We start from the raw sequence: 25772 nt of genomic DNA on the forward strand, positions 1-25772 counted from the left end.
GCCGGTGCCCGTACCGCTGCCGCTGCGGTTGCTCGTACCGCTGCCGCCGTCAGCGACCGATCTGCTTCCTGGACATACCCCGCAGACGACGCCGCTGGGAGGAGTCCAGCAGGAGGTAGGCCGCAGCCGGCACGCCTATCAGGACCAGCAGACCGGCCCAGAACCCCACCGTCCAGAACAACACGATGGCTGCCACGACTCCGGCAACCGCGATCTTTCCGCTCGTGGACATCTGCGGACACCTCCTTCTGCCGTCGACCACTACCCCCTCAACGCGCCGCCACGACCGCGCGTTCCCCGACACCCCAACGGTCTTCGGAGTCGGCTGGTTCGCGGCCCCGCCCCCGTCGCCGGGCCACCGCGGTGAGGTACTCTCGGCCGCCTCGCCCCGGTAGTCAACTTTGAGGAATGCGTGCGTCACTCCGAGATCCCCGGCCACTTCCACCACTCCGCCGTCTTCCTCCCCGGCGACCCGGCCCGCACCGGCCGGATCGCCATCTGGCCGCTGGACGGGGAGTCGGCCGACGCTGCCCGCGTCCGTCCGGAGGCCGGTGCCGGCACCGGCACCGGCAGCGTCGAGGAACTCACCGTCGTCACCCCCGACCTGCGCCGGACCCCGGTGACCGCGCTCGTGCTGCCCCTGGCCGAAGCCCTGCCCCTGCTCACGCGCGCCCGGGCCGCCGCGGCGACGGCCGACGCCGACACCCACGGCTCCGGCGCGGCGTTCTGGGGCGCCGCCGCGCTGCTGGCCCTGCGGTTCGCCGCGCAGGGCCGGCTCCTGCCCGGGCTGAGCCCCGCCGGCCACGACGCCTGGCGGATCGGCCCGTTGGAGGCGGCCGACCTCGACGAGGTCCGGGAACTGGCCGCCGCCATGCCGCCCGGCGCCCACTGCGTCCCGCTGGACGCGGACGGGCCGCTCCGGCTGCCCACCCCGGAGCCGCTGCTGCGCGCCTTCCTCGATGCCGTCGCCGATACCCTCCCCCGCTCGCCCGCCGCCGCCGAGGCCGCCGGCGGACCCGCCTTCGCCGCCCGGCCACCGCGCCTCCACCCCGAGCTGCGCGACTGGGCCGCCGAGGTGGCCGCCGGCCATGACGCCGGGGTACGGATCTCCCTGCGGATCGAGCTCGACCAGAGCCTCGACCAGGCCCTCGGCCGAACCCCCGACGCAGCCCGCCACGCAGCCCGCGACGCAGCCCGCGACCAGTGCGGGGCCGGCCGATCCCCCGCAGCCGGCGCGCCCGCCTTCCGTGCCGTCCTCCAGATGCACGGCCTGGCCGACTCCGCCGTGGTCGCCGACGCCGCCGACGTCTGGGCCGGATCCGGAGCCGCCGCGACCGCCTTCCCGCCCGGCGCCCGGATGGACGCCCTCCGCGCCCTGCGCCGCGCCGCCCGGCTGTGGCCCGCCCTGACCCCGCTGCTCGGCGCGACCGTGCCGGACGCCGTCGAGCTCGCCGACGACGAGGTCACGGAGCTGCTCGGCGAGGCCGCCGTCGCGCTGGCCGCCGAGGGGGTCCAGGTGCACTGGCCGCGCGGACTCGCCCGCGACCTGAGCACCCGCGCCGTCGTGGGCTCCCCTGACGCGGTGGGGACCGGCCTCCCGTCCGGTCTGCTCTCCCCCGGGTCCCTGCTCTCCTTCAGCTGGCGCCATGCCCTCGGCGACCAGGGCGACCTCACCCGCGCCGAGCTGGACCACCTCGCCGAGGCGAAACGGCCCCTGGTCCGGCTGCGCGACCAGTGGGTCCTGATCGACCCGGCCGAAGCCCGCCGGGCCCGCGCCCGCCAGGACCTCGACATCGCGGCCGCGGACGCGCTGGCCGCCGTACTCGCCGGGTCGGCGGAGATCGGGGGCAAGCGGGTCGACGTAGAGGCCACGGGCGCGATGGAGCGGCTGCGTGCGCGGCTCACCGCCGATCCGCGGGCCGACGACGACCTCGCCGCACCGCCCGAACTGCGGGCCACCCTGCGCGACTACCAGCTGCGCGGCCTGCGCTGGCTGGCCCGGATGACCTCACTGGGCCTCGGCGCCTGCCTCGCCGACGACATGGGCCTCGGCAAGACCGTCACCCTCATCGCGCTCCACCTGCACCGCAACCGGGAGGACCCCGCCACCGCCGGGCCCACCCTGGTGGTGTGCCCGGCCTCGCTGCTCGGCAACTGGCAACGGGAGATCGAGAGGTTCGCGCCCGGCACGCCCGTGCGCCGCTTCCACGGTCCCGGCCGCAGCCTCGCCGGCCTGACCGGTCCCACTGATCCCACCGGACCCACCAGCTCCACCAGCTCCACCAGCTCCACCGGCTCCACCGGGGGCTTCGTGCTCACCACGTACGGCACGATGCGCCTGGACGCGCCCGTACTCGCAGCCGCCGGCTGGGGCATGGTCGTAGCCGACGAGGCCCAGCACGTCAAGAACCCGCATTCCTCCACGGCCAAAGCCCTGCGCACCATCCCGGCCCGCGCCCGCGTGGCCCTGACCGGCACCCCCGTCGAGAACAACCTCTCCGAGCTGTGGGCCGTCCTCGACTGGACCACGCCCGGGCTCCTCGGCCGCCTCGGCACCTTCCGCTCCCGCTACGCCGAACCCGTCGAGAGCGGCCGCGACCCGCAGGCGGCGGCCCGACTGGCCGCGCTCGTACGGCCGTTCCTGCTGCGGCGCAAGAAGTCCGACCCCGGCATCGCGCCCGAGCTGCCGCCCAAGACCGAGACCGACCACACCGTGTCCCTCAGCCGCGAACAGACCGCGCTCTACGAGGCCGTCGTACGCGAGACCCTCGCCGCGATCTCGGAGGCGGACGGGATGGAGCGGCGCGGTCTGGTGGTCAAGCTGCTGACCTCCCTCAAACAGATCTGCAACCACCCGGCCCACTTCCTGCGCGAGCACGGCACCGGAGAGCACGGGGACCGGGTAACCGCCGGAGCGGGCGTCGGCGCCGGCGCCCGCTCCGGCGCCCGCTCCGGCAAGCTGGAGCTCCTCGACGAACTCCTCGACACGATCCTGGCGGAGGGCGGCTCGGTCCTCGTCTTCACCCAGTACGTGGCGATGGCCAGGATCCTGGAGAAGCACCTCGCCGCGCGCGGGATCACCTCGCAGCTGCTGCACGGCGGGACGCCGGTGCCGCGCCGGGAGGATCTCGTCGACCGGTTCCAGGCGGGCGAGGTCCCCGTCTTCCTGCTGTCCCTGAAGGCGGCGGGCACCGGCCTGAACCTCACCCGGGCCGGCCACGTCATCCACTTCGACCGCTGGTGGAACCCGGCCGTCGAGGAACAGGCCACCGACCGCGCCTACCGCATCGGCCAGACCCAGCCCGTACAGGTCCACCGGATCATCGCCGAAGGCACCGTAGAGGACCGCATCGCCCGGCTCCTGGAGCGCAAACGCGCGCTCGCCGACTCCGTCCTCGCGGGCGGCGAGGGCGCGCTGACCGAACTGACCGACGCCGAACTGGCCGAACTCGTGGCGCTCCGCGCGCCCCACGGGGAGTGAGCGATGAGCACCCGCGACCCGTACGACAAGCACGAGCGGACGTTCCCGGCGCTCCCTCCCTCCCCCGGCCGCACCTTCGCCCGCACCTGGTGGGGCCACGCCTGGCTGCGCGCCCTGGAGGACAGCGCGCTCGACGGGGAGCAGGTCCGGCAGGGACGGCGGTACGCGCGCTCGGGCGCGGTGGGCGCGGTCTCGGTGCGCCCCGGCGGGCTCACCGCGGTGGTGCGCGACCGGGACGGCACGGCGCACCGGACCGACGTACTGGTGCAGGAGTTCACGGAAGCGGAATGGGACCGGCTGCTGGGTCTGGCGGCCGCGGAGTCGGGGTACATCGCGGCGTTGCTGGATCGTGAGGTGCCGCCCGAGCTGGCCGAGGACGCGGCGGCCGCCGGCGTGGACCTGCTGCCCGGCATAGGGGACCTCGATCCGCGCTGCGACTGCGGTGAGTGGGACCACTGCCCGCACACGGCCGCGCTCTGCTACCAGGTGGCCCGGCTGCTGGACCAGGACCCGTTCGTGCTGCTGCTCCTGCGCGGCCGGGGCGAGCGGGAGCTGGTGGCCGAGCTGGAGGAGCGGAGCACGGCGGGCGCGGAGGCCCCGCGGGTGCCGCCCGCCGACGCGGGTGTGCCGGCGGCGCAGGCGTACGCGGCGCGGGGGCTGCTGCCGCCGCTGCCCCCGCCGCCCCGGCTGCCGGACGCGCCGGGGCAGCCGCCGACCCTGGACACCGAGGGCGAAACGGAACCGGAACTCGACGTGGACGCGGTGGAGTTCCTGGCGCAGGCGGCCGCGACGGAGGCGTACCGGCTGCTGGCGGAGGCGCTGGCTCCGGGCCACGCCGACCGCCCCGTGCCGGCCCCGCTCACGCTTGCCGAAGACGCCGTACGCCTCACGCGCGAGGCCGATGACGTCCGGGTCCGCTCCCGCCTGGCCGCGGCTACCGGACGCAGCCGGGCCGACATGCGCCTGGCCGTACTCGCCTGGGGCTTCGGTGCGGCCCCTGGCCTGGCGGCGCTGGAGGAGGACTGGACGCCGGACCGGACGACGCTGGCCCGTGCCCGGGCGGCCCTGGCCGCGGCTTGGGCGGACGAGGAGGCTCCGGTGCTCCGCCGGGTCCGCGCCCGATGGACGGAGGCGGGGACCGGCCGCCAGCTCCGGCTGGGCCGGGAGGGGCGCTGGTGGCCGTACCGCCGCGAGGCGGACCGGTGGGTCCCGGCGGGCCCGTCGGCTCCGGACCCGGCCTCGGCGCTGGAGGCCCGTCCCACCGGGTGAAGGTTCCGTCACGCGGTGGCCGGCCTGGCGCGGAAGGCGGTGGCCGACGGACGGCTTGCCGGGGCCCGGAGCCGGTACGACGATGGAGCGCTCGCTCCGGGTACCGCGGCACGACGGGAGGGTGACATGGGCGATCCGTCGGTGGCGCTGCCGGGCGGGGCCGATCCGGCCGCGCGCACGCGCGAACTGCGGCGGGCGCATGCCGCGTTCACGCGGGACGGGCGGGTCGAGGCGCCCGTCCGGGCGGTCATCGCGCGGTCCTGGCGGCGGTGCGCGCGGGCCCGGCTCAGCCCGGAGTGCGCGCCCCGGGTGGAACTGGCGGAGGCGGAGCTGCGGTCGTACCGCGAGGAGCATCCGCTGGCCCGGGCGATGCCGCTGTTCCGGGACCTCGTCGGGGCGTTCGCCGCGCACGGGGCGCATCTGCTGGCGGTGTGCGACGCGCGGGGCAGCCTGCTGTGGGTGGAGGGCGAACCGGGCACGCTGCGGCGGGCGGAGCGGCTCGGTTTCGTACCGGGTGCGCGGTGGGCGGAGACGGCGATGGGCACCAACGCGCCGGGGACGGCGGTCGCGGTGGGCGCGCCGGTGCAGGTCTTCGGGGCCGAGCACTTCAGCCGCCGGGTGCACCCGTGGACCTGCGCGGCGGCCCCGGTGCGGGATCCGCGGACGGGCAGGGTGCTGGGCGCGGTGGACATCACCGGCGGTGACGGCCTCGCGCACCCCCACTCCCTTGCCTTCGTGCAGGCGGTGGCCCGGGCGGCGGAGGCCCAGCTGACGCTGCTCGCACCCGGCCCGCCGGCCTCCGGGGACAGCCTGACGGCCCTCGGCCGGGACGAGGCGCTGCTGGTCACGAGCGGGCGCAGGATCCGTCTCGGCCGGCGGCACAGCGAGATCATGGCCCTGCTCGCGCATCACCCCGAGGGCTTGTCGGGCGAGGAGCTGGCGATCGCCCTGTACGAGGACGAGTCGGTGTCACCGGTGACGTTGCGCGCCGAGATCTCCCGGCTGCGCGCGCTGCTCGGGCCCGCGGCGCCGCTCTCGCGCCCCTACCGCGTAGCTGGTCCGCTGGCCGCCGATTTCACCGCGCTGACCCGGCAGTTGGCCGCCGGTGCGGTTTCTGCGGCGCTCCATCACTATCCGGGGCCGTTGCTGCCCGCGTCCACAGCGCCCGGCATCGTACGGCTGCGCCGGCGGATCGAGGACCAGGCGCGGGCGGCCGTGATCGCCCGGGCCGATGCCGGTCTGCTGACCGACTGGGTGTGCAGCCCGTGGGGCGCGGACGACCCGGAGGCGTGGCGGGCGCTGGCGGCGGCGCTGCCGCCGGCGGACCGGTCGGCCGCGCTGGCCCGCGTACGCGCCCTGGACCGTGAGCTCGGTGCGCGCGGCGACGGCGTGGCGGCGGTCGCGCGCCATCACGGACGGCGTGCAACGTCTCCGCAACCTGCCCGCTCCTAGCCTCCACCCGAGCGCCGTCCGACGGTGGCCGGCGCCCGGCAAAGGGGAGGACACCATGGCCCGTTACGCTGCGCCCGGTACCGAGGGGTCGCTCATGTCGTACGCGTCCCGCTACGACCACTTCATCGGCGGCGAGTACGTCGAGCCCGCCCGCGGCCGGTACTTCGACAACCCCTCCCCCGTCAACGGGCAGCCCTTCACGGAGGTCGCGCGCGGCAGCGCCGAGGACGTGGAGCGGGCGCTGGACGCCGCCCACGCGGCCGCGCCCGCGTGGGGGCGGACCTCGATCACCGAGCGGTCGACGCTCCTGCTGCGGATCGCGGACCGGATGGAGCAGAACCTGGAGTCCCTCGCCCTCGCCGAGAGCTGGGAGAACGGCAAGCCGATCCGCGAGACGCTGGCCGCCGACATCCCCCTCGCGATCGACCAGTTCCGCTACTTCGCGGGGGCGCTGCGCGCGCAGGAGGGGTCGCTCAGCCAGATCGACGAGGACACGGTCGCCTACCACTTCCACGAGCCGCTGGGCGTGGTCGGCCAGATCATCCCGTGGAACTTCCCGATCCTGATGGCGGTGTGGAAGCTGGCCCCGGCGCTGGCGGCCGGGAACACCGTCGTCCTGAAGCCGGCCGAGCAGACGCCTGCCTCGGTCCACTACTGGCTGAGCCTGGTGGCCGATCTGCTGCCGGCGGGCGTGGTGAACATCGTCAACGGCTTCGGTGAGGAGGCCGGCAAACCGCTCGCGTCCAGCCCGCGCGTGGCGAAGATCGCCTTCACCGGCGAGACCGCGACCGGGCGGCTGATCATGCAATACGCGGCCGAGCACCTGAAGCCGGTCACCCTGGAACTCGGCGGCAAGAGCCCGAACCTCTTCTTCGACGACATCTGGTCGACGGACGACGACCTGCGCGACAAGGCCCTGGAGGGCTTCGCCATGTTCGCGCTCAATCAGGGCGAGGTGTGCACGAGCCCGTCGCGCGCGCTGATCGAGCGGGGCCGGTACGGGGACTTCCTCGACGCGGCCGTGGCCCGCACCGAACTGATCGTGCCGGGGCACCCGTTGGACACGGACACGATGATCGGCGCGCAGGCCTCCGAGGAGCAGCTGAAGAAGGTCCTGTCGTACGTGGAGATCGGCCAACGGGAGGGCGCGAAGGTCCTCACGGGCGGCGGGCGCATCGACCACGGCGGCGACCTGGCCGGGGGCTACTACGTCCAGCCGACCATCTTCGAGGGAGACAACCGCATGCGGATCTTCCAGGAGGAGATCTTCGGCCCGGTGGTGTCGGTGACGTCCTTCCAGGACTTCGACGACGCCGTACGGATCGCCAACGACACGGCGTACGGCCTGGGCGCGGGCGTCTGGACCCGCGACATCAACACGGCCTACCGCGCCGGCCGCGCGATCCAGGCGGGCCGGGTCTGGACGAACTGCTACCACGCCTACCCGGCCCACGCCGCCTTCGGCGGCTACAAGCAGTCCGGCATCGGACGCGAAACCCACAAGATGATGCTGGAGCACTACCAGCAGACGAAGAACTTGTTGGTCAGCTACTCACCGAAGAAGCTCGGCTTCTTCTAAAGAGTTGAGCATGGTGTCTGACCTGCACAAATCGCTGGTCAGGCACCGTGTCCCTGGTCACGGGACAACTATCGAAGTCGGGTGATTCCAGAATCACTTGCCTCCGCCATCCCATTCCATGGGGAAGATCCGGGCCATGTACGGGCCGGCGTGATTGCCGGTCCACCGCGCATACCAGCAGACGCTGACCATTTTCCGAGCCGATGGTGGCGCCTGGTCAGCTCTGTTCGTTCCCGGTCCACTGACAATGTTTCCGGGTTGCGGACCACCCGGACTCGCCTGCACGGCCGCGGGCAACAACTTCGAGCTGGCCATCGCCGTCGCCACCTTCGGCATCACCTCCGGTCAGGCCCTGTCCGGGGTCGTCGGGCCGCTGATCGAGGTCCCGGTCCTGATCGCGCTCGTCTACGTATCACTGAACTGGCGCAAGAAGTTCACGACGGCCGCCTGACCTCCGGTACCGATGTGTTAGTGATCAGCGGTGGCCAGTCCGGACTCGCCGCCGCCTACCACCTGCGCTGCTTTGGCCTCCTCGACGCCCAGCGACACTCGGAGGTCCGGATGAAGCTGAGACGGGAGCCCTGATCCTTTCCCCGAAGGTAGAGCCGTTCCGTAGCAGTCAGAGCTCGTGAACAGGCAAGATGCCCAAAATAAACACCGATCAGCACCTCTCTTCGCTACGTTCAACGCATTCGATGCCACTGGTGTTCGGTTCCGGAACGTCCATCGGTGCACTGGGCGGGATGATCGGTCTGGGCGGAGCCGAGTTCCGCCTACCACTGCCGATCGGCCTCTTCGGGTTCGCGGCGCTCTCCGCGGTCATCCTTAACAAGGCGATGAGTCTGGTCGTGGTCCTGATTGCACTCCCCGCCCGCATGGCCGCGGTCCCGACCTCCGAAGTCGCCGCGCACCAGCCGGTCGCGGCCAACCTGCCGGCCGGCAGCCTGCTGGGCGCGTGGGCCGGTGCCTCCTGGGCCGTACGGATGCGGAGCTCCACTCTCCACAGGGTGTTGGCGGCCCTGATGGCCCTCATGGATGCGGCCTTGATCGTGACCCACACGACCATGATGGGAAGCCTCGCGCTCCCCCTCTCGACTCAGGTGCCGATCGGGGTTGTGGCGGGCCTAGGCATCGGGGTGGTGGCGGCGATCATGGGTGTGGCCGGGGGTGAGCTACCGATCCCGACGATCGTGCTGCTGTTCGGGCTGGAGATCAAAACGGCGGGAAGCCTGTCGCTGCTGGTGTCCCTGCCGACCGTGCTCGTGGCTTTCGCCCGCTACAGCCGGGACGGCAGCTTCGCGGTGCTGGGTGCTAATCGGCGGTTCGCTCTGGTCATGATCGCGGGCTCCGTCACAGGGGCAGTCCGGGCGGGCTGCTGCTCGGAGTGTTCTCGGACCTGGTACTCATCCCCGCCTTGGCCGTGATCCTGCTCGTTTCCGCGGTCAAGCTCGCCCGCCACGCTGCGTCCGGGCATTTCAGGGAAGGACCTGCGTGAGGGCTGCGGTCACCGTGGCCGCAAGGGTGAGTACCGCGGCGAACGTAGTCGCGGCGTGCATGAGGGCGGTGGGGTAGGTGGCTCCGTTCAGGCGCGCGAGCTTGCCCGCGCCGGTGGCCGCGAGCAACGCGAGAACGGCGACCCACAGCCTGGCGCTACGTGGACGAGACGGTCGACGTCCTTGCCGCCTGGGCGCCCGGCCTGCGCGAGGCCCTGACCGGTCGCGGCGAAGACGACTTCGTGATCCTGGACGGCACACTGATCCCCACCGACCGCATCGCCGCGGACGAGCCGTACTACTCCCGGAAACACAAGAATCACGGAATGAACGTGCAGGTCATCGCCGCACCCGATGGCACACCTCCGTGGTTCTCGCGCGCCCTGCCCGGACGCACTCATGACCTGACCGCGGCCCGCGCTCACGGCGTGATCGAGAACTGCCTGACCAGGCAGATCCTCGTCCTGGCCGACCGCGCCTACCAGGGGGCCGGCGCCACCGTCCGCACCCCCTACTACCGCCACCACGAACTGCCCGAGCACTACCAGCAGTACAACCGGGACCACACCCGCCTGCGCGCCCCGGGCGAACGCGCCTCCGCGCAGCTGAAAACGTGGCGCCCACTGCGTCGAGCCCGATGCTCGACCAACCGCATCGGACGCATCGTCGCTGCGGTCCACACCCTCCTGATCTGCGGATACAGAGGATGAAGGAGGCCCAGTAGGACAATGTCGGTGTCGGCCGTGCCCTTCCCCCCGGAGGGCACGGCCTACGGTCCTTTCCGTGGGCCGGTCAGTCCTCGGACCGCACGGACGTCAGCAGTTCGCGCAGTTCGGCAACCGCCTCGCGGAGGTGGCCGGCGAAAGCGTGCATCTGGTCGGCGACCGGCAGCGGGGTGCTCAGGTAGATGTTGAAGCGCTCGGGCAACAGCACGTACGCGACACCGATGCACCGGCTGCTCGTGGAGCCGAAGCCGAAGAACTGGATGTTGGCCGACGGCGCGGAGCTGGTGCTCAGGTAGTCGTCCCGCATCGTCAGCCAGCCCGGCGTTCGGTACAGGGAGGGCTGCTCGTCCACCCCGAGCTCTGCCCCCCGGCGGCGCTGGATCAGCTCCAGTTCCCACAGGTGCTGTTCGGGCACCTGGCCGGCCTGGCTCTCCTTCGCACGCGCCACATGGGCGTCGGCGGCGGCACGGAAGGCGACGTACCGGAGGCTGGTGTCCGTCGACGGGTCGTCCATCGCGGCGACGAACGCGAGCATCTCGGGGGTGACGACGCGCATCGCCTCCGTCCGCCCGTGCTGGTACTGCCGCGTCGCGATCGATTCGTACGTCGCACCGAGCCGGCCCTTCGCCCGCTGGTGGGCCAGCTGATAGGCGACCTGGACGAACGCGTCCGGCGAAACCCCCAACGCCTTGGCCGCACTGCTGCCGAAGTCCTCGAAGGACACGGTGCTGGTCGCGGTGTTCCGCCCGTACGCGGCGAATGCGTCGGCGGCGGCGCGCACCTGCGTGCGCAGCGCGTCGTCGAGCGCGAACACGACCGGCTCCAGTACGGGCTGTCCCTGGGAGTGGGCCCCGGACCGGCGTGAGAACTCCTCGGCGGGGCTGGTGAGCAGGGCGTCGGTGAAGCTGAGGATGGTGGTGCCGTCCAGCTCGCAGTGCTCGACATTGATGCCGGCGCGCCCGTCGGCGAAGACGACGAACGACACGGCCTTGTCGAACCACCGGTTGCCGCGGTCGCCGTACAGCAACTGGTCGCAGGCGTCCTGAGTGCTCTCCGGTGCGAAGTCCTCGAGGCAGACGCAGAACAGTGCAGTCTCGACGGTGTCGAGCGCGTCGGCGTTACCTGGGTGGCCGGCGACGAGAGAGGCCCGGGCGGCGGCCCATTCGGCGCGGGCCATGGTGGTCAGGTGACCCACCGAGGTGTCCTCGCCGGCTCGCTCGTCGCCCGCCTTCATCACCGCGCGCAGCCCCGCCTCGAGTTCGTCCAGGGCGTGCGGGACGCCGTCGGGACCGATGACGTCGAGCCGGAACATCCGGCCACGGAAGAACACCACGATGTGAGGGGCGTCGGACGGACCAGGCCAGGCGTCGGTGTACGGGGCGCGGACGGTGTCCTGCTGTGCGCCGGGGATTCTGGTGGTGGAGAAGAGGAACTTGTTCTGCACCATCGACTGGTGTGCTCCGCGCTGCACCACTGGCGCGATGAGCCCGTCGTCGAGCTGCCGCTTGTGGTCGAGGGCCCCGGCGATGAGCCCGGCCGCCCGCTCCACCTGGGGGCGGCCCGTGTCCCTGAACAAGAAGAAGAAGTTGGCGTTCAGAGCGATCCGGTCCCGGCGGCCCAGGTAACGGTAGGGCCAGAAGGTGTCGAGCCAGCTGTGCACGCCCTCCGTGGCGTCGTACTCCTCCAGCGCCGCGTGCAGGACCCGGCCGGGGCCACCGGGTCGGAGGAAGACGGCCACCTCCGCCTCGGTCGCCGCCCGCTCGTCCGGCGTCAGCAGCGGCGCGCACCAGGCGAGGAATTTCTCGCAGCTGGCTTCCAGGGTGGGCAGCGGCACCCGCGGCAGGTCGGCCTCCCTGGCGAAGGTCGCGTTCACCGCTGCATTCTGACTGGTATTCAATTCTTCTCTCGATTCGGATCGTCGATACCTGGGGTGTCGTTCGGGCGGGAAAGATAGAGCTGCGCGTAGAGCCAGCCTTCCGTCTCGAGGCCCCTCGCATCCACTCCGGCGCCCGACATGCTCTCGAGCACGAGCAGCTGTTCCTGCGGGGAGGCGAAACGGCGCTGTTTGAACACCTCGTCGACGCGGATCGTGCGGTAGCCCAGTCCTCCCAGTGCCTGCTCCACGGGGTCGAAGGGGAACATCCGCAGCACGAAGTGCGCCATCCAGGGCCGCCGGGGGCCCTGCGCCTCGACGATCCGTACGAGTGTCCGCTCGGTGACGTAGCCGAGGCAGCCGGTCGAGATCACCAGGTCCGCCCCGGCGAGCTGGGCGCGCTGTCGCGGCGTGGGCTCGTTCGCCTCCAGGTCGGCGTGCACCGCGTCGTCGAGGAACCCGGCCTCGTGCGCGTAGGACAGTGCTTGGTGGGAGGTGTCGAGGCCGGTGAAACGGATGCGCTGGGCGGGCTGGTGCGAGCGGGACAGCTTCCGGTCGCGGACGAGCAGGGCTTCGCGGCTCTTCCCGTCGAGGCCCTCGTCGCCGTAGCGGGCATAGAGGTCGTCCATGGTCACGTCGTACTTGAGAAGTGCGGCGTTGATTCCGTACGAGCAGCCGATGTCCACGATGTGGGGCACGGTGACGTCCCGGGCCTCCCGGTACTCCTTCACGAGTTTCGCGAAGTAGGGCTTCGCCTGCTGTGGAACGCAGTAGCCGAGGGGGCGCAGCAGGCGGAAGTAGGCCCGGGGATCGGGCTGCGTGTAGATGTGGTCGAGCGTGACTTTCCCGGTCGCGTCGAAACGCACAGGGCTTACTCCTCGTCGATCGCAGAGTGGGGGCGGCGGCTGTGCCGATCGGTGGGTCGGTCAGTCCAGCAGCGCGTCGCCCCGGACGGCCCGGCCCTCGGCCGCCAGATGCTCGGGCAGTACGCGGCCGAAGAGCTGCCGGGTGCGGGCCACGCTGCCGACGACGCCGGGGCGCTCGCTGTAGGCGAAGATCGCAGAGTGGCGTGCGACGCCGCCTCGGACGGGGCTGACCCGGTGCAGCGAGTAGCGGCCCTTGAACAGCTGCAGGTCACCCGGTTGCAGCGGGAGGCTGCGGACGAGTGCCCCGCCCCGGCCTTCGAGCACGTCCCGGACGTCGTCGAATCCCTCGTCGTGCGCGGACCGGATGCCCGGGCAGTATTCGAAGTCACCGCCGACCTCGGCCTGTTGGGTGAGCATGCTGACCGTGTACTCGTTGGTGTCGAAGTGCCAGGGGTGTTCCCTGTCCGGCGCGACGACGTTGAGGACGAGCCCGGCGAGCGGGTCCGCGAGTTCGTAGAGCTCCGGAAGTCCGAAGCACAGTGCGACGAAGCGGTGGAACAGTTCCTCGGAGTAGAGGCGGCTGATGACGGCGTCGTCGGGGATGCGGTCCCGGGCGACGAAGGCGTTGCCGCGCTCGAAGGTCTTCCGACCCGGGTGGTCGTCCGGCAGTTCCGCGTTCACCGCGATGTTGTAGACGTTGACCGTTTCGGTGTCGAAGTGCGCCCGGGACGCGATGGTCGAGCACTCGCGGCTCAGCGTGTCGCGCAGTGACGGACGGATGAAGTCGGGCAGCACGGTGCAGCCGAGGGCGGACAGTTCACGCCTGGCACGGGACACCACAGCGCGGCCTTCGGCGCTGTCGAGTTCCGACAGGGGGTAGCGGGCGGTGTCGACGACCTGGTCCAGTGTTGCGGCTTCCAAAGAGCTCACTCGATCCTCTCCACGTGGCGGGCAGACCGTTCCGAGGTGCCCTGCCCCCACCTCGGCTCTTCAGTAACTGAACTGACGAGTAACCGAGTTGAAGCTCTCACAGCGCCGCCGGATTGTCTGTGACGCGCCCCACTGAACCTTGGGGTGTCATGGGGCGGAGCGTTGGTCCTCCCTCGACGCCGCGGCCCTGCTCGCGCAGCCCCGGACGATGTCGGCGCCGTGCTCGTGGAACAGTCGGGTGGTGGACAGTCGTCTGCCATGGCAGGCCGCCCCAGAAGGCGCGGGTGATGTCCGCGGGGTGGGGGTTCGGCGGCGGAGAGGTACGCGCGGACGTCCGGGTGGACGACCCCGTGCTGCACCTCGCGGACGAAGCGCAGGGGGCGGACCGCCTATCCGGCTGGGTCAAGGAGGACGACGTCGACGCGCTGGCCGAACTAGGGGATGGGCCGGTGGGGATGAGTGTGTAGCGGCTGACCGTGGCCGGGTCCGCGCCGCTGGTGGTGCTCGGCCGCCTGGTCTAGCAGCAGCCATGGATTAAGCGCCGGCGGCTGTACCCGCTGCGCGACCATCGGCGTCATCCTCGCCGTCATCGGAGCCGTCCTCTGGATCGTGGGCGCCCTCGGGCACTCCGTCGGCGGACGCAAGAACTACTGGTAACAGTCAGGTCAGCGGTGCTGCAAGGTGGAGCGGCCACCTGCCGTCCGGATCCGCGCCCGTGGCCGGCTGCTGAAGCGCCAGTGGCGGGGGTCTACCGAGCCGCTGTGTGGCTCGGTCGGGAAGAGCACCGACCTATGCGTTCGGTTGCCGTGCGGGGCCAGGGCGGCAGGAGGTCGCTTGTGGCGCGGCGGAGCCCCGGCCGCGTGATGGCGGGGGGGGGTGCCACCACGCGGCTCGGGCCTTCTGGCAAATCCGCGCCGCTCACCGCCGCGGACTCCCATGACGACGCTTGTGGCCGCTCTCCGTCGGGCCAAACGGTCGAAGGGCAATGTTTCTCGGGGCGACCCGACAACCGGGCCCACGGGGAGTGGGGCTGCCGGTCTCTGGGCAGGCGCGCCGTCGACGGAGGTTCCTGCCTCCCCCGGGCCACGGGGTGGAGGTGCCACGGTTCCGATCGAAGGAGTTGTTTCTCATGACGGAGAACGTCTGGGCCTACCGCGTCGGCGTCGACTACCTCGCGGCCGACCTCACCGGCTACGGGGTCGAGGCGCTCGACGGCAGCATCGGGAAAGTCGACAAGCACTCCGACGAGGTCACTGCTGCCTATCTGGTCGTCGACACCGGTGTGTGGATCCTTGGCAAAGAGGTCCTGCTGCCGGCCGGTCTGGTGACCCGAATCGATCACACGGCAGAGAAGGTCTACGTGGACCGTACGAAAGAACAGATCAAGGCCGCCCCGGAGTTCCATAAGGACGAGAACCTCGGGAACGCCGACCATCGCGATGTCCTGGGCGGGCACTACCTTTCCCGCATGCCGTTCGGTGTCCCGCCCGCCTGACCTGGTGCCGGAAGAGGTCTCGCGGCGCACGTTTGCCAGTCACGGTAGCGGTCAGACGCGAAGAGCAAGGGTAGTTCCCAGAGCCCCAGGGAGTGATCAGCTGTGTCGAAAGACGAGAAGGACCGAGCCAAGGCGGAGCAGGCCAAGGGCAAGCTCAAGGAGAAGACCGGCCGCCTGGTGGGCAATGAGGAACTGACCGCCGAAGGCCGCGCCGAAGAGGCAAAGGGCGATGCCCGTCAGGCCAAGGAAAAGATCAAGGACGTCTTCAAGCGGTGACCTGGCCTCGCTGCAGATGTGCGCTGGTCCCGAACCCGTCGAGGTTCGGGACCAGCGCACATCCGTACGAACCAACCGGCACTGCTGGGAGACTGGCCCGTCCCTTGCACAGAGATCCCACCGACGGGCACCGTTCGCGAGTCGATCGCCCCCCGTTACCGTTTTCGTGGCTCCGCAACGGGGCTCCCGGCCTTCGGTCCGGCATGACTTCCCTCCTTGTTGCGGTTGATGATCCGGGGGGGGTGGCCCGGAGGCGTCGACGGACCGCTGATGAGGGGCTTGAGCACCGGCTTCACCCAGGCCGGAAGAGCTCTCTGTAACGTGGATGTGGCAGCTCGGCGCCGAGGCAAGGCCGGACGAAAGCGTGAGCGGATCCCGGCTGATCGACTGGACGGCGCCCACCGCCGACAGGGCAGGCCTCCGCTGCGACACGTCAGCGCCCACACCGTGCAGGACGAGCCGGCCAGGGACTGCCGGCCCTTGAGTGTTCCCGAGGCAGCGGCCGAACAGCAGCGGCCGGCGGCGGCGCATCATCGGGCCGCCTCGGGCAACAAGGCTGCCATGACTACGCGAAGCGGCACGGACGCGAGACGTTCACGGCTCTTGTGGCTCCTACCGGCCCAGGCCGCCGTGATGGTGGCGCTGGGCCTGTTCGTGACCGCCGTACCGGCGAGCCACCATCTGCTGGCGACGGAGAACCGGGTCACGGACGCGTTCGCCGCGCGCCGGACCCCGTGGGCGGGCTCCGTGTCGGAGTGGCTGTCCGTCGTGGCCTCCACAGAAGGCATTGCCGGCGTCACGCTGCTCTGCGTCATCGCCCTGCTCGTGCTGCCCCGCACCCCGCGTTGGGCTGAGGCGGCCTTCCTTGGCGCGTCGGTCGCCGTGCAGTCGGCTGTCTTCCTGGTGGTGACGATGTGTGTGGACCGCCCCCGCCCCGATGTGCCCCGCTTGGACGGCGCGCCGCCCACCTCGAGCTTCCCGTCCGGCCACGTCGGCGCCTCGGTGGCTCTGTACGGCGGGCTGGCCACGCTGGTGTGGACCCGCGTTCGCGGCCCGTGGCGATACGTCGTGGCGGCGGTTCTGGTACTGCTCCCGCCGGTGGTCGGGCTGTCCCGGATGTACCGGGGCATGCACCACCCCTCCGACGTGGCGGGCGGTCTGGTCAACGGCGTGGCCACTCTGCTCGTCATGAGCCAGGTGTTCCTGTCCGGCCGCACCCGCGACACGGCGGGCGGACAGGACGCGGTGCTGCCAACTGTCCCCGTCCCGGGCGCCCGTGGTGGAGTCGGGCGATGCGGGGCTGACGACGGGCCTGCCGGGGGGCGTTCCGGTCAGCGGGCCGTCGTGGTCCGCCACCCGCACGGCTGCGGCGACGACCTGGCCGAGCGGGTGCGCCTCGCCCTCCACCGCCACGGGTACACCGACCAACGGTGGACCTCCACCTCCATCGAACAACCCTGCGGGGCCCTGCCCGAGGAGTGTGCGGAACCCGGAGTCGACCTCGTCGTCGTCTGCGGCGGCGACGGCACGGTCCGCGCCTGCGCCGACGTGGTGGCCGGCACCGGCACACCGCTGGCGCTCGTGCCCTGCGGGACGGGCAACCTCCTCGCCCGCAATCTGGACCTCCCGTTGGATCCGCTCGCCGCCCTCGACACCGCCCTCGGCGGCGGCGTCTTCCCCATGGACGTGGGGCGGGTCTGGGGCGATGGCCTCCCGTCGACACGGTTCACCGTCATGACGGGGGCCGGATTCGACGCCGTCACGGTCCGCGACACCTCGCCCGCGCTCAAGGCCCGCCTCGGCTGGGCCGCGTACGTACTGTCGGCCGTCCGGCACCTGGGAGACCCGGGCATGCGCCTGGCTTTCCGGGTGGACGGGGGCCGGGTCCGTCGACGCCGGGCGCGGATGGTCGTCGTCGGCAACGTGGGCGCGCTCCAGGGCGGACTCGAACTCCTGCCCCGGGCACGGCCGGACAGCGGGCGGCTGGAGGTCGTCCTGTTCGCCCCCCGGGGCGCGGCGGGCTGGCTCGCCGCGGCAGGACACCTGGCTTCCCGGCTTGTCCGCACGGGTGCACGCGCGCCGGACGCGTCGCCCCAGCGGCCGACGGGCGGCCGGACCGTGGCCGGAGGGGCCCTGGAGTACATCAGCGCCCGCCGGATCAAGATCCGCTTCGCCGTCGTACAGGCCCGGGAGGTCGACGGCGACACCATGACGGAAGGCTCCCGGCTGTTCGCCGAGGTGGAACCGGGCACCCTGCAGGTCTTCCTCCCCGGGGCCCCGGGAACCACTCCGAGCCACCCCCACGAGCACGAACGCACCCACACCCATGACACGGAGGACACACGCGCCCCCGCAGGTGCGCACGTGTCCCGGACCCCGCTCCACTGAACCCGTCACGGCGCCCCGTGCGCCGGGGCCACACACAGTCAGGAAGCCGATGGGAACCGCGAGCCGAGTGCCACAGAGACGTGACGTGGTCGGCGAGGAACTGTCCGCGGACGAGGCCTGGTCCGCCCTGCGCCGCTACGGAGGATGGAGCCTGGTCCGAGACTCCTTCCTGCGCTTTCGCTACGCGGACGGCTTCAGCCACTCCCGCGCCCTTGCCCTGCAGACCGTCCTGTCCATCGTGCCCCTCGCCATCGCCGCCATCGGCCTGTCGAGCATCCTCCACACCGAGGACATCGGCCGCGTGGCCGAGCTGACGATCGGACGGATCACCAGTGGACCCAGCCGGGAGGTGGTCGATGAAGCCCTGCGCGAGAGCCGCCGCCACGCCGGCGACGGCGGCCAGGCCGCCCTCTGGCTGGGCCTGCTCTTCTCCCTCGTCAACGTCACCACGAGCCTGTGCCAGGTCGAACGCGGCGCCAACCGCATCTACGGCAACGAACGCGACCGGCCCTTCCTGCGCAAGTACGCCCGCGGGCTCGTCATGGCCGCCCTCGCGGGTCTTCCGCTGGGGCTCAGCTTCGTCCTCACCGTCCTCGGCACCGACCTCGTCCACGCCTTCGCCGAGGTCTACCACCTCGGGCCGAGCACCATCCGGACCTGCGATGTCCTGCGTTGGCCGGCCGGGGTCCTGCTGGCCGTGCTGGCCACCAGCGCGATCTTCCGCCTTTCACCGCGCCGCGACCAGCCGGGTTACACCTGGCTCGCCTTCGGCGCCGTCGTCTACCTGGGACTGTGGATCGCGGCGACCTGGGCATTGAGCCTGTACGTCGGCGCCAGCAGCACCTTCACCAGCGTGTACGGGCCCCTCAGCGCCCTCGTCTCACTGCTGCTGTGGTCCTACCTGACCTCCCTGGCCCTGTTCCTCGGCCTCTCCTTCGCCGCCCAGCTGGAAGCCGTACGAGCCGGCGTGCGCGAACCGATCGCACGGGACCCCGGAGTCTGACAGCCACCGCCCACCCCGCCCCGCCGCCCGAGCGACCCCGACCGAAAGCCGCGTACCCATGGCACAGCGCCCGCCCCGCTCCCGACGCCGCGCAGCCCGCGCGTTCCTGGCCGGACGCTCCGGGCCCGATGCCGCCTTCGGGACGAGACTCCTGCTGACGGTGACGGCGACGACCGCCGTGACCGTGCCGTTCGTCCTCGCCCTCGTGCTCGTCGAATCCCGGTGGCCCCCGCTCCACCGCCTCGACCGGGACACGGCCGAACGGCTCCACCGTGCCGCCCTCGAAGACCCCTGGCGGGTACGGGTGCTGGGCTTCCTGACGGACGTACTGTGGGACCCGGTGACCATGCGGCTCCTGGTGGCCGCCCTGGTCGTGTGGCTGCTGAGGCGCCGCGCATGGCGCCTGGCGGTGTGGGCCGCCGTCACCGAGACGGCCGGCGCCCTCCTGGGGTTCCTGGCGAAGAGCGTGGTGGAACGGGCCCGCCCGCACCTGCCCGACGCCGTCGCCCACGCGCCCGGGTACTCCTTCCCCTCCGGGCACGCCATGACGGCCATGGTGTCCTGCGCGGTGCTCCTCCTCGTCCTGCTCCCGCTGGTGCCGCCCGCCTGGCGGCCCCTGCCCTGGGCGCTGGCGGTGACGAGCGTGCTCGGGGTCGGCTACACCCGCGTCGCGCTGGGCGTGCACTGGGTCAGCGACGTCGTCGGAGGCTGGCTCCTCGGGCTCGTGGTGGTCACGGCCACGACGCTCGCCTTCGAAGCCTGGCGGGCGGACATCGGACGCCGCCGGACCGGCCTCACGGAGGGACTGGAGCCCGAGATCTTGGGGACCGAACCCGAGCCGACCCTCGGGGCATCCGGTCGGCCTGGGCCCACGGACGGACCGACCGGATGACCGAGCGTCGCTACTCACACCACCGCGTGCGAACGGCCCGGTGCTGCTGCGGGCGTGGATGTGCGCGTTGGTGACGAGCTCCGACGCCGTCAGCAGGACGGAGTGGACCGTGTCGGGGGCGTCCCTCTCCGAACGCGTCGGGCCGCACCGGCCTGATCCCCGGAATCCGGGGCAGCCGGATGAGGAAGGAGGGTGCGCATGCCTGGAATCCGTACGTGGCTCGGTCGCGTGAAGGAAGGTGCCGCGGCGCTCGGTGATCGTCGTACGCAGGTGGAGGCGCGGCACGAGGCAGAGCTGCTGGCCGAGCGGCAGCGTGTCGCGGAGGCCCGCCGGGCCCGTCCGCGCAACCCGGACCCCGCCCGAGCGGTGCCCTGGGGCGTACGGGTCGCGGCCGAGGCCGGCTGGCGGTTCCTGGTGCTCGCGGCCACCCTGTGGGTCATCATGCGGGTGATCGGTTCGGTCCGGCTCGTCGTCCTCGCCTTCGCGGCCGCGCTGCTGATCACCGCCCTGCTGGAACCGACGGTCGCCCGGCTGCACCGTGCAGGGCTCTCCCAAGGGCTGTCCACCGCCCTGACCGCGCTCTTCGGGTTCGTCGTCCTGGGGCTGATCGGCTGGTTCGTCGTCTGGCAGGTGCTCGACAACCTGGACAATCTGTCCGGGCGGCTCCAGGAAGGCATCGAAGAGCTGAAACGATGGCTCCTCGACAGCCCCTTCCACGTGACCGAGCAGCAGATCAACGACATTGCCGGCAGCCTGAGCGATGCCATCGGCACCAGTACCAGCGAGATCACCTCGACCGGGCTGCGGGGCGTGACCGTCCTGGTGGAGATCATCACCGGCATGCTGCTGGCGATGTTCTCGACGCTCTTTCTTCTGTACGACGGCAGGCGCATCTGGCGGTGGACGCTGGGGCTGGTCCCCGCCGCCGCCCGGCCGGACGTCGCCGACGCGGGCCCGGCCGCCTGGGGAACCCTGACCGCCTATGTCCGCGGAACGCTGGTCGTCGCCTTCATCGACGCGCTCTTCATCGGCCTCGGCATCTACTTCCTGGGCGTGCCGCTCGCCGTCCCCATCGCCGTGGTGATCTTCCTGGCCTCGTTCGTGCCCCTCGTGGGCGCCGTCGCGTCCGGGGCCCTCGCGGTGGTCGTCGCATTGGTCACCCAAGGGGTCTTCACCGCACTGATGACCCTGCTGGTGGTGCTCGTCGTCCAGCAGATCGAGGGGCACGTCCTACAGCCGTTCATCCTCGGGAGGGCCGTACGGGTCCACCCGCTGGCCGTGGTCCTGGCCGTCGCCACCGGCGGCGTGGTCGCCGGCATCGGCGGAGCGGTCGTCGCCGTCCCGCTGGTCGCGGTGGCCAATACGGTGATCGGGCACCTGCGCGCCAACGGCGGGGACGACGAATCGGCGGACGGGTCCCCAGTGGCAGTCGAGGAGGAGCAGGCGGATCCGCCCGCGGCGCCGGACCAGGAACCCGCCTGACACCGGGGCCGGGTCCGCACGACGCCCTCCTGGGAGTGCGACCTGATGCCCTCACGATCCCGTTGGCCTCACCGTGCACCACCCCGCCACGCCCGCGCGCCGCCTGTCGACGTAAGAGCAGGGGCGAGGTTCCTTCGGCCGGTTTCGTTTGACTGGGCCGTTCAGAGCGTGGTGGGGAACCTGTCCCAGGCCCGGTGCTCGGCCAACCCCCGGACCAGCCCCTCCAGGGCCGCGGCAGCGGTGTCCCGGTAGGCGACGCCGGGCTCGTTCGTGCCAATGCCCGCCAGTTCGAAGAGCTGGGCGGCGTCGTTCCAGCCGCCGACGGCCTTGCCGTGACGGTAGGCCTCGGTAAGCAGCATCAGGACGCGCGGGTCGGGCCTGCTGCCGGGCTGCTGCGTGCCGGCCTTGGCGTCGCGAGCCCCGTAGGCGTCGGCGCCGGCCTCCGGCGTCCCGGCGAACAGCAGTGCGTCGAACTCAACGGAGCGGGCGGTGGCGAAAGTACGCTGGACGGTCACCTGGGTCTTCTTCGTGCCCAGGGTGCCGCCTGTCGGCGCGATCACGAGGGGGACCATGCCGGCGTCCAGTACGGCCTCACGCACGGCCCGTACGGCGCCCAGGTCGGAGGCCGGGTCGGCCACGATGCCGACGACCCGCCCGTCTACCGGCCAGACGCCGCCGACCTGCGACAGGGCCGGACTCGGGTCGACGTCGGTGACCCGCTCCGTGGGAGCGGGGGCGGGAAGGCCGAGGCCGGCGGCGACCTCCGCGCACAGCTCGGCGTCGATGTTGGCGAGAACGCCCAGGACGCGCTCCTTGATGACCTGCTCGTAGCACTTGTTCAGTTCGAAGGTGTAGGCGGCGATGATGTGTTCGCGCTCCACCGGCGTCATGCTGAGCCAGAACTGGCGGGGCTGGGAGAAGTGGTCGGCGAATGAGGCGGGCGCCTCACGGACCTTGCGCGCCTCTGGCAGCTCGTGAGGGACCTCGATGAAGGCGCCGGTGTCGGTGCCGGCGAGGAAGGGGCAGCCGCCGTCGAGGCTGTTGGGCCGGTAGGGGGCCACGCCGGTGTGGACGGCGCTCTGGTGCATGCCGTCGCGGAGCATGTCATTGACGGGGGCGTGCGGCCGGTTGATCGGGATTTGCCCGAAGTTGGGGCCGCCGAGGCGGCTGATCTGCGTGTCGAGGTAGGAGAAGAGCCGCCCGGCGAGCAGCGGGTCGTCGGTCACGTCGATCCCGGGGACCAGGTGTCCGGGGTGGAAGGCAACCTGCTCCGTCTCGGCGAAGTAGTTGCTCGGGTTGGCGTTCAGCGTCATCAGCCCGATGGGCTGTACGGGGGCGAGCTCCTCGGGGACGAGCTTCGTGGGATCGAGGAGGTCGATTCCCTCGAAGGTCTGCTCCGGGGTGTCGGGGAAGGTCTGAATGCCCAGCTCCCACTGCGGGAACGCGCCGGACTCGATGGCGTCGGCGAGGTCGCGTCGGTGGAAGTCGGGGTCCATGCCGCTGGTGATCTGTGCTTCCTCCCAGACGAGGGAGTGCACGCCGAGCTTCGGCTTCCAGTGGAACTTCACCAGGGTCGTGGCGCCCTTGGCGTTGACAAGCCGGAAGGTGTGGACGCCGAAGCCCTCCATCATCCGGAAGGACCGCGGGATGCCGCGGTCGGACATGTTCCAGATGGTGTGGTGGGTGGCCTCGGTGTGCAGGGACACGAAGTCCCAGAACGTGTCGTGCGCGCTCTGCGCCTGCGGAATCTCCCTGTCCGGATGCGGCTTCCCGGCGTGGATGATGTCGGGAAACTTGATGGCGTCCTGGATGAAGAAGACCGGGATGTTGTTGCCCACCAGGTCGAAGGTGCCCTCGTCGGTGTAGAACTTCGTCGCGAAGCCCCGCGTGTCGCGCACCGTGTCCGCCGAGCCGCGCGAGCCGAGGACGGTGGAAAACCGGACGAACACCGGTGTCTCGACACCCTTCGCCAGGAACGCCGCCTCGGTGACCTTGCCCGCAGTGCCGTAGCCCTGGAAGACGCCGTGCGCGGCGGCGCCGCGGGCGTGCACGACGCGCTCGGGGATGCGTTCGTGGTCGAAGTGGGTGATCTTCTCCCGCAGGTGGTGGTCCTGCAGCAGGACCGGACCCCGCGCACCCGCCTTCAAGGAGTGGTCGCTGTCGTACAACCGGGCGCCCTGGGCGGTCGTCAGGTAGGCGTCGCCCTGCGCCACCACGGCCTGGGGCACGCCGGTGGGCTGCCCCGTGGGGCTGAGGGTGTCGGGGCCGGCCTGGTCCGGTTTCGGCGGCAGCGGCTCGCGCGGGACGGTCGGTTCACCGGCGGCGGGCGACTCCGGTGCGGGCCGGCCGGGGATCCCGGGGGAATCGGCTTGCTTCTTCGGTTTGGCGGGCGTGGCCTTCTTGGCCTTGGCTGCCTTTTTCTGCGCCATGCGTGTCGTCTCCTCTTGGCCGGACTGCGTGACCTACGAGATGTTCTGCCGCATATCCGGCAGGCGGCAGTTATGCCCCGGACGTAAGCCTTTCGATTCCATTCGCCTCGGGCACGCTGAGTACGCCCAGATCGGCTAACGGGCTCCGGGCCTTCGTCGCCTGCGCGCGGTGAAAGGCAGGGCAGACCGACCGTGACCGGGCACGGACGGCACCTTCGAGGGCGGAGCGTGACCCCGTCACGCGACGCCGCCGCTTGGGAATCCGGCCCCGCGACGCAACATCATGCGTCCCATCCGGAACGAACCCCCGGGCGTCGCCATCCGCAGTAGTCGCCCGATAAGCGGCCCCAGTGCGGGCAGACGCCCGCCATGACTGCTATCGGAAACCTTGCGGCCGAAGGCCAGGCTTCGCTGTTCCTCATCCTCGCCGGCGTGATGGTGGCTGCCCTCCTGATCGGCGCCTTCTGGTACGGCAGCCGACGCAGTGCCCGGCGCAGAGCCCCCGCCCAGCCGGGTCAGCAGCCGTCTGAGGCGCAGCAGCGCGCGCAATCGTGGGCAACCCCCGAAAATGATCAGGGCGGCGAAGAAACCCGCCCGTAGCGCGACCGCTCCACGCGAGAGGGCCGATCAGACGTCGGGCCCTCTCGCGTGGGGGCAGGGTGTGGTGATCGTCTGTGATGCGGATGAGCTGCGCCGGAATTGGCACTCGTGCGGAGTGGCCGGCGGCTGCCGGCCCGTGCGAGCGGGTCACACCTATCGCGGGGGCACGCCGTGGCAAGTACGGCTCTGACCTTGGGCACGCTGCCCGCCGGGTTGATCGCTCTCCCGGGCGTCTATCAGCCGCAAGTCGACACGCGACTCCTCGCCCAGGCTCTCGCGCAGGAAACGGTGACCCGTGGCACGGAGGTGCTGGAGATCGGGACCGGGACCGGCGCGCTGGCTCTCCACGCCGCGTGCCGCGGGGCCAGGGTCACGGCGATCGACGTCTGCTGGCGCGCGAACGTCCCGGCCCTGCTGCGCCCCGGCGGCGTCCTGCTCATGGTGCATTCAGGTATGTGCGGATCCCAGGAAACCGTCGACCGGTTCGGTGCGGCGGGGCTGGGCGCGGAGGTGACCTCCAGGGCCCTCGTGCCCTGGGGGCCCGTCCTGCGGTCTCGCCGAGCCTGGCTGGAGCGGCAAGGCCTGGCCACCGATGCCGAGGAGCTGGAAGAACTGGTCGTCATTCGTGCCCAGAACCTCTGACAACTCCCACGCCCGCGGGGGCGCCGACCACGCCGGGTGGCCGTGGGCACGCAGAGCCCGGCCCTGGTCGGGGGGGGGTGTCGTTGGCGTCCTGGAGGTTGGCGAAATCGGCGTGCGCCTGGACGAAGGCTTCGGGGTACGTCTCCTGCTCCTCGTGCTCGGCGAGCACCCGGTAGATGCTCGCGACGCTTGGGGCCAGACACTGACGCTTGCCTGTCGGGATGATCAGGTCGGGCTGGATCTGCTCGACCGACTCGCCGTTCGCGCGGCGCCGGAGCACGGTGTGCAGCATGTCGTCGGTGATGACGGGTGGCCGGCCGCCGTGCCTGCCCTTGCGAGCCGCCGCGTCGAGTCCTTCGAGGGTCGACTCGCGGATGTTCTCCCGCTCGGTCTCCGCCATGGCGACGAAGAACGCGAACAGCAGACGGCCGGGCCCGCTGGGGTCGTACGTCCCGGGCAGGGGCCCGGCGAGCATCTCCAGGACCAGGCCGTGGGCCTTGATCTGGCGGGCCGGCGCGAGCGCGGCCTCGAGCTGCGGCCGTACCCGGATACGGGCGCTGATCTTCTCGGAGAACACCTTGTCGCGCGGGATGCCGTGTTCGGCCAGCGCGTCGAGCTGCGACTGGAGTTCCTGGGTGAGCGTCAAGCACCGGGCGTACCTGATGCGGATGTCGGCGGTCGGGGTGTCCGGCGCGAGGGCGAGCGGGACGGGGGTGCCTGGGCGCCACGGCTGGCCGGGCCCACGGCAGGGGTGACGCTCGATGTCGCCTGCATCGCTCGGGGAAAGCCTCTTGAGGGACCGTCATGACACGGGATGCTGTGACAAACAATTCTCAGAAGTACCCCGAACCGACCCTTGAGTGAGGCTTGCGCGGATGGGGCGGGAGGGCGGTCTGG

20 protein-coding genes and 3 pseudogenes are annotated in these 25772 nt (G+C 71.5%); 17 read left to right on the plus strand and 6 right to left on the minus strand.

Features of this window, described 5'->3' with window-relative positions; translation table 11 throughout:
• Positions 1-49: 49 nt before the first annotated feature.
• Complete coding sequence (locus ACFYZ4_RS02595; protein ID WP_351286947.1) at positions 50-232, minus strand: hypothetical protein; 183 nt, start codon at positions 230-232, stop codon at positions 50-52.
• Between the two features lie 180 nt (positions 233-412).
• Here ACFYZ4_RS02595 and ACFYZ4_RS02600 point away from each other — a divergent pair, with 180 nt between their 5' ends.
• The 7 genes and pseudogenes from ACFYZ4_RS02600 to ACFYZ4_RS02630 all read left to right on the plus strand — a co-directional run.
• On the plus strand, positions 413-3481 hold the full coding sequence (locus ACFYZ4_RS02600; RefSeq protein WP_390782774.1) for a DEAD/DEAH box helicase: 3069 nt from the start codon (positions 413-415) through the stop codon (positions 3479-3481).
• Positions 3482-3484: 3 nt separating this feature from the next.
• Complete coding sequence (locus ACFYZ4_RS02605; protein ID WP_390782775.1) at positions 3485-4750, plus strand: SWF or SNF family helicase; 1266 nt, start codon at positions 3485-3487, stop codon at positions 4748-4750.
• Positions 4751-4876: 126 nt separating this feature from the next.
• On the plus strand, positions 4877-6202 hold the full coding sequence (locus ACFYZ4_RS02610; protein WP_390782776.1) for a GAF domain-containing protein: 1326 nt from the start codon (positions 4877-4879) through the stop codon (positions 6200-6202).
• Positions 6203-6257: 55 nt separating this feature from the next.
• A complete protein-coding gene (locus ACFYZ4_RS02615) occupies positions 6258-7781 on the plus strand; it encodes an aldehyde dehydrogenase family protein (protein WP_351295605.1) in 1524 nt (507 codons plus the stop codon).
• Between the two features lie 274 nt (positions 7782-8055).
• A pseudogene (locus ACFYZ4_RS02620) lies at positions 8056-8232 on the plus strand (arsenic resistance protein); the annotation flags it as partial.
• Between the two features lie 244 nt (positions 8233-8476).
• Positions 8477-9205, plus strand: coding sequence for a sulfite exporter TauE/SafE family protein (locus tag ACFYZ4_RS02625; protein ID WP_351295608.1), 729 nt, complete (start codon positions 8477-8479; stop codon positions 9203-9205).
• A 215-nt stretch (positions 9206-9420) separates the two neighbouring features.
• Positions 9421-9984 (plus strand): annotated as a pseudogene (locus ACFYZ4_RS02630) (transposase family protein); the annotation flags it as partial.
• A gap of 82 nt (positions 9985-10066) precedes the next feature.
• Here the strand turns inward: ACFYZ4_RS02630 and ACFYZ4_RS02635 are convergent.
• Genes ACFYZ4_RS02635 through ACFYZ4_RS02645 form a run of 3 tightly spaced genes read right to left on the minus strand, consistent with a single transcriptional unit; the run spans position 10067 to position 13668 of the window.
• Positions 10067-11872, minus strand: a complete 1806-nt coding sequence (locus tag ACFYZ4_RS02635) for a choline/carnitine O-acyltransferase (RefSeq protein WP_351295614.1) — start codon at positions 11870-11872, stop codon at positions 10067-10069.
• Between the two features lie 20 nt (positions 11873-11892).
• On the minus strand, positions 11893-12738 hold the full coding sequence (locus ACFYZ4_RS02640; protein WP_351295617.1) for a class I SAM-dependent methyltransferase: 846 nt from the start codon (positions 12736-12738) through the stop codon (positions 11893-11895).
• A gap of 60 nt (positions 12739-12798) precedes the next feature.
• Positions 12799-13668: an arpA protein gene (locus ACFYZ4_RS02645; protein WP_351295620.1), complete on the minus strand. Its 870-nt coding sequence runs from the start codon at positions 13666-13668 to the stop codon at positions 12799-12801.
• A gap of 287 nt (positions 13669-13955) precedes the next feature.
• On the opposite strand from ACFYZ4_RS02645, the gene ACFYZ4_RS02650 reads away from it, so the two are divergent.
• The 8 genes and pseudogenes from ACFYZ4_RS02650 to ACFYZ4_RS02685 all read left to right on the plus strand — a co-directional run bounded on the left by ACFYZ4_RS02650 (position 13956) and on the right by ACFYZ4_RS02685 (position 21204).
• A complete protein-coding gene (locus ACFYZ4_RS02650) occupies positions 13956-14135 on the plus strand; it encodes a hypothetical protein (RefSeq protein ID WP_351295623.1) in 180 nt (59 codons plus the stop codon).
• Between the two features lie 97 nt (positions 14136-14232).
• Positions 14233-14325, plus strand: a pseudogene (locus ACFYZ4_RS02655) (DUF6131 family protein); the annotation flags it as partial.
• Positions 14326-14797: 472 nt separating this feature from the next.
• Positions 14798-15163: a PRC-barrel domain containing protein gene (locus tag ACFYZ4_RS02660; RefSeq protein ID WP_351295626.1), complete on the plus strand. Its 366-nt coding sequence runs from the start codon at positions 14798-14800 to the stop codon at positions 15161-15163.
• A 102-nt stretch (positions 15164-15265) separates the two neighbouring features.
• Positions 15266-15439, plus strand: a complete 174-nt coding sequence (locus ACFYZ4_RS02665) for a CsbD family protein (protein ID WP_351295629.1) — start codon at positions 15266-15268, stop codon at positions 15437-15439.
• A gap of 603 nt (positions 15440-16042) precedes the next feature.
• Positions 16043-17827: a diacylglycerol kinase family protein gene (locus ACFYZ4_RS02670; protein WP_351295632.1), complete on the plus strand. Its 1785-nt coding sequence runs from the start codon at positions 16043-16045 to the stop codon at positions 17825-17827.
• Positions 17828-17876: 49 nt separating this feature from the next.
• Positions 17877-18830: a YihY/virulence factor BrkB family protein gene (locus tag ACFYZ4_RS02675; RefSeq protein ID WP_351295635.1), complete on the plus strand. Its 954-nt coding sequence runs from the start codon at positions 17877-17879 to the stop codon at positions 18828-18830.
• A 58-nt stretch (positions 18831-18888) separates the two neighbouring features.
• Entirely contained in the window at positions 18889-19722 is an 834-nt protein-coding gene (locus ACFYZ4_RS02680) for a phosphatase PAP2 family protein (RefSeq protein ID WP_351295638.1), read from the plus strand.
• Positions 19723-19920: 198 nt separating this feature from the next.
• Complete coding sequence (locus tag ACFYZ4_RS02685; RefSeq protein WP_390782777.1) at positions 19921-21204, plus strand: AI-2E family transporter; 1284 nt, start codon at positions 19921-19923, stop codon at positions 21202-21204.
• 161 nt (positions 21205-21365) lie between these two features.
• Here ACFYZ4_RS02685 and ACFYZ4_RS02690 read toward each other — a convergent pair whose 3' ends face one another.
• Positions 21366-23633, minus strand: coding sequence for a catalase (locus ACFYZ4_RS02690; protein WP_390782778.1), 2268 nt, complete (start codon positions 23631-23633; stop codon positions 21366-21368).
• A gap of 369 nt (positions 23634-24002) precedes the next feature.
• Between ACFYZ4_RS02690 and ACFYZ4_RS02695 the strand changes: the two genes are divergently transcribed.
• Together ACFYZ4_RS02695 and ACFYZ4_RS02700 are read left to right on the plus strand one after the other, a co-directional pair.
• On the plus strand, positions 24003-24233 hold the full coding sequence (locus ACFYZ4_RS02695; protein ID WP_351295647.1) for a DUF6479 family protein: 231 nt from the start codon (positions 24003-24005) through the stop codon (positions 24231-24233).
• A gap of 201 nt (positions 24234-24434) precedes the next feature.
• Complete coding sequence (locus ACFYZ4_RS02700; RefSeq protein WP_390782911.1) at positions 24435-24875, plus strand: hypothetical protein; 441 nt, start codon at positions 24435-24437, stop codon at positions 24873-24875.
• On the opposite strand, the gene ACFYZ4_RS02705 is transcribed toward ACFYZ4_RS02700, so the two are convergent.
• Entirely contained in the window at positions 24853-25521 is a 669-nt protein-coding gene (locus ACFYZ4_RS02705) for a recombinase family protein (protein ID WP_390782779.1), read from the minus strand. The two genes, ACFYZ4_RS02700 and ACFYZ4_RS02705, sit on opposite strands and share 23 nt — an antisense overlap.
• Positions 25522-25772 lie beyond the last annotated feature (251 nt).

Source organism: Streptomyces sp. NPDC001513, from assembly GCF_042894695.1.
GTDB lineage: Bacteria > Actinomycetota > Actinomycetes > Streptomycetales > Streptomycetaceae > Streptomyces.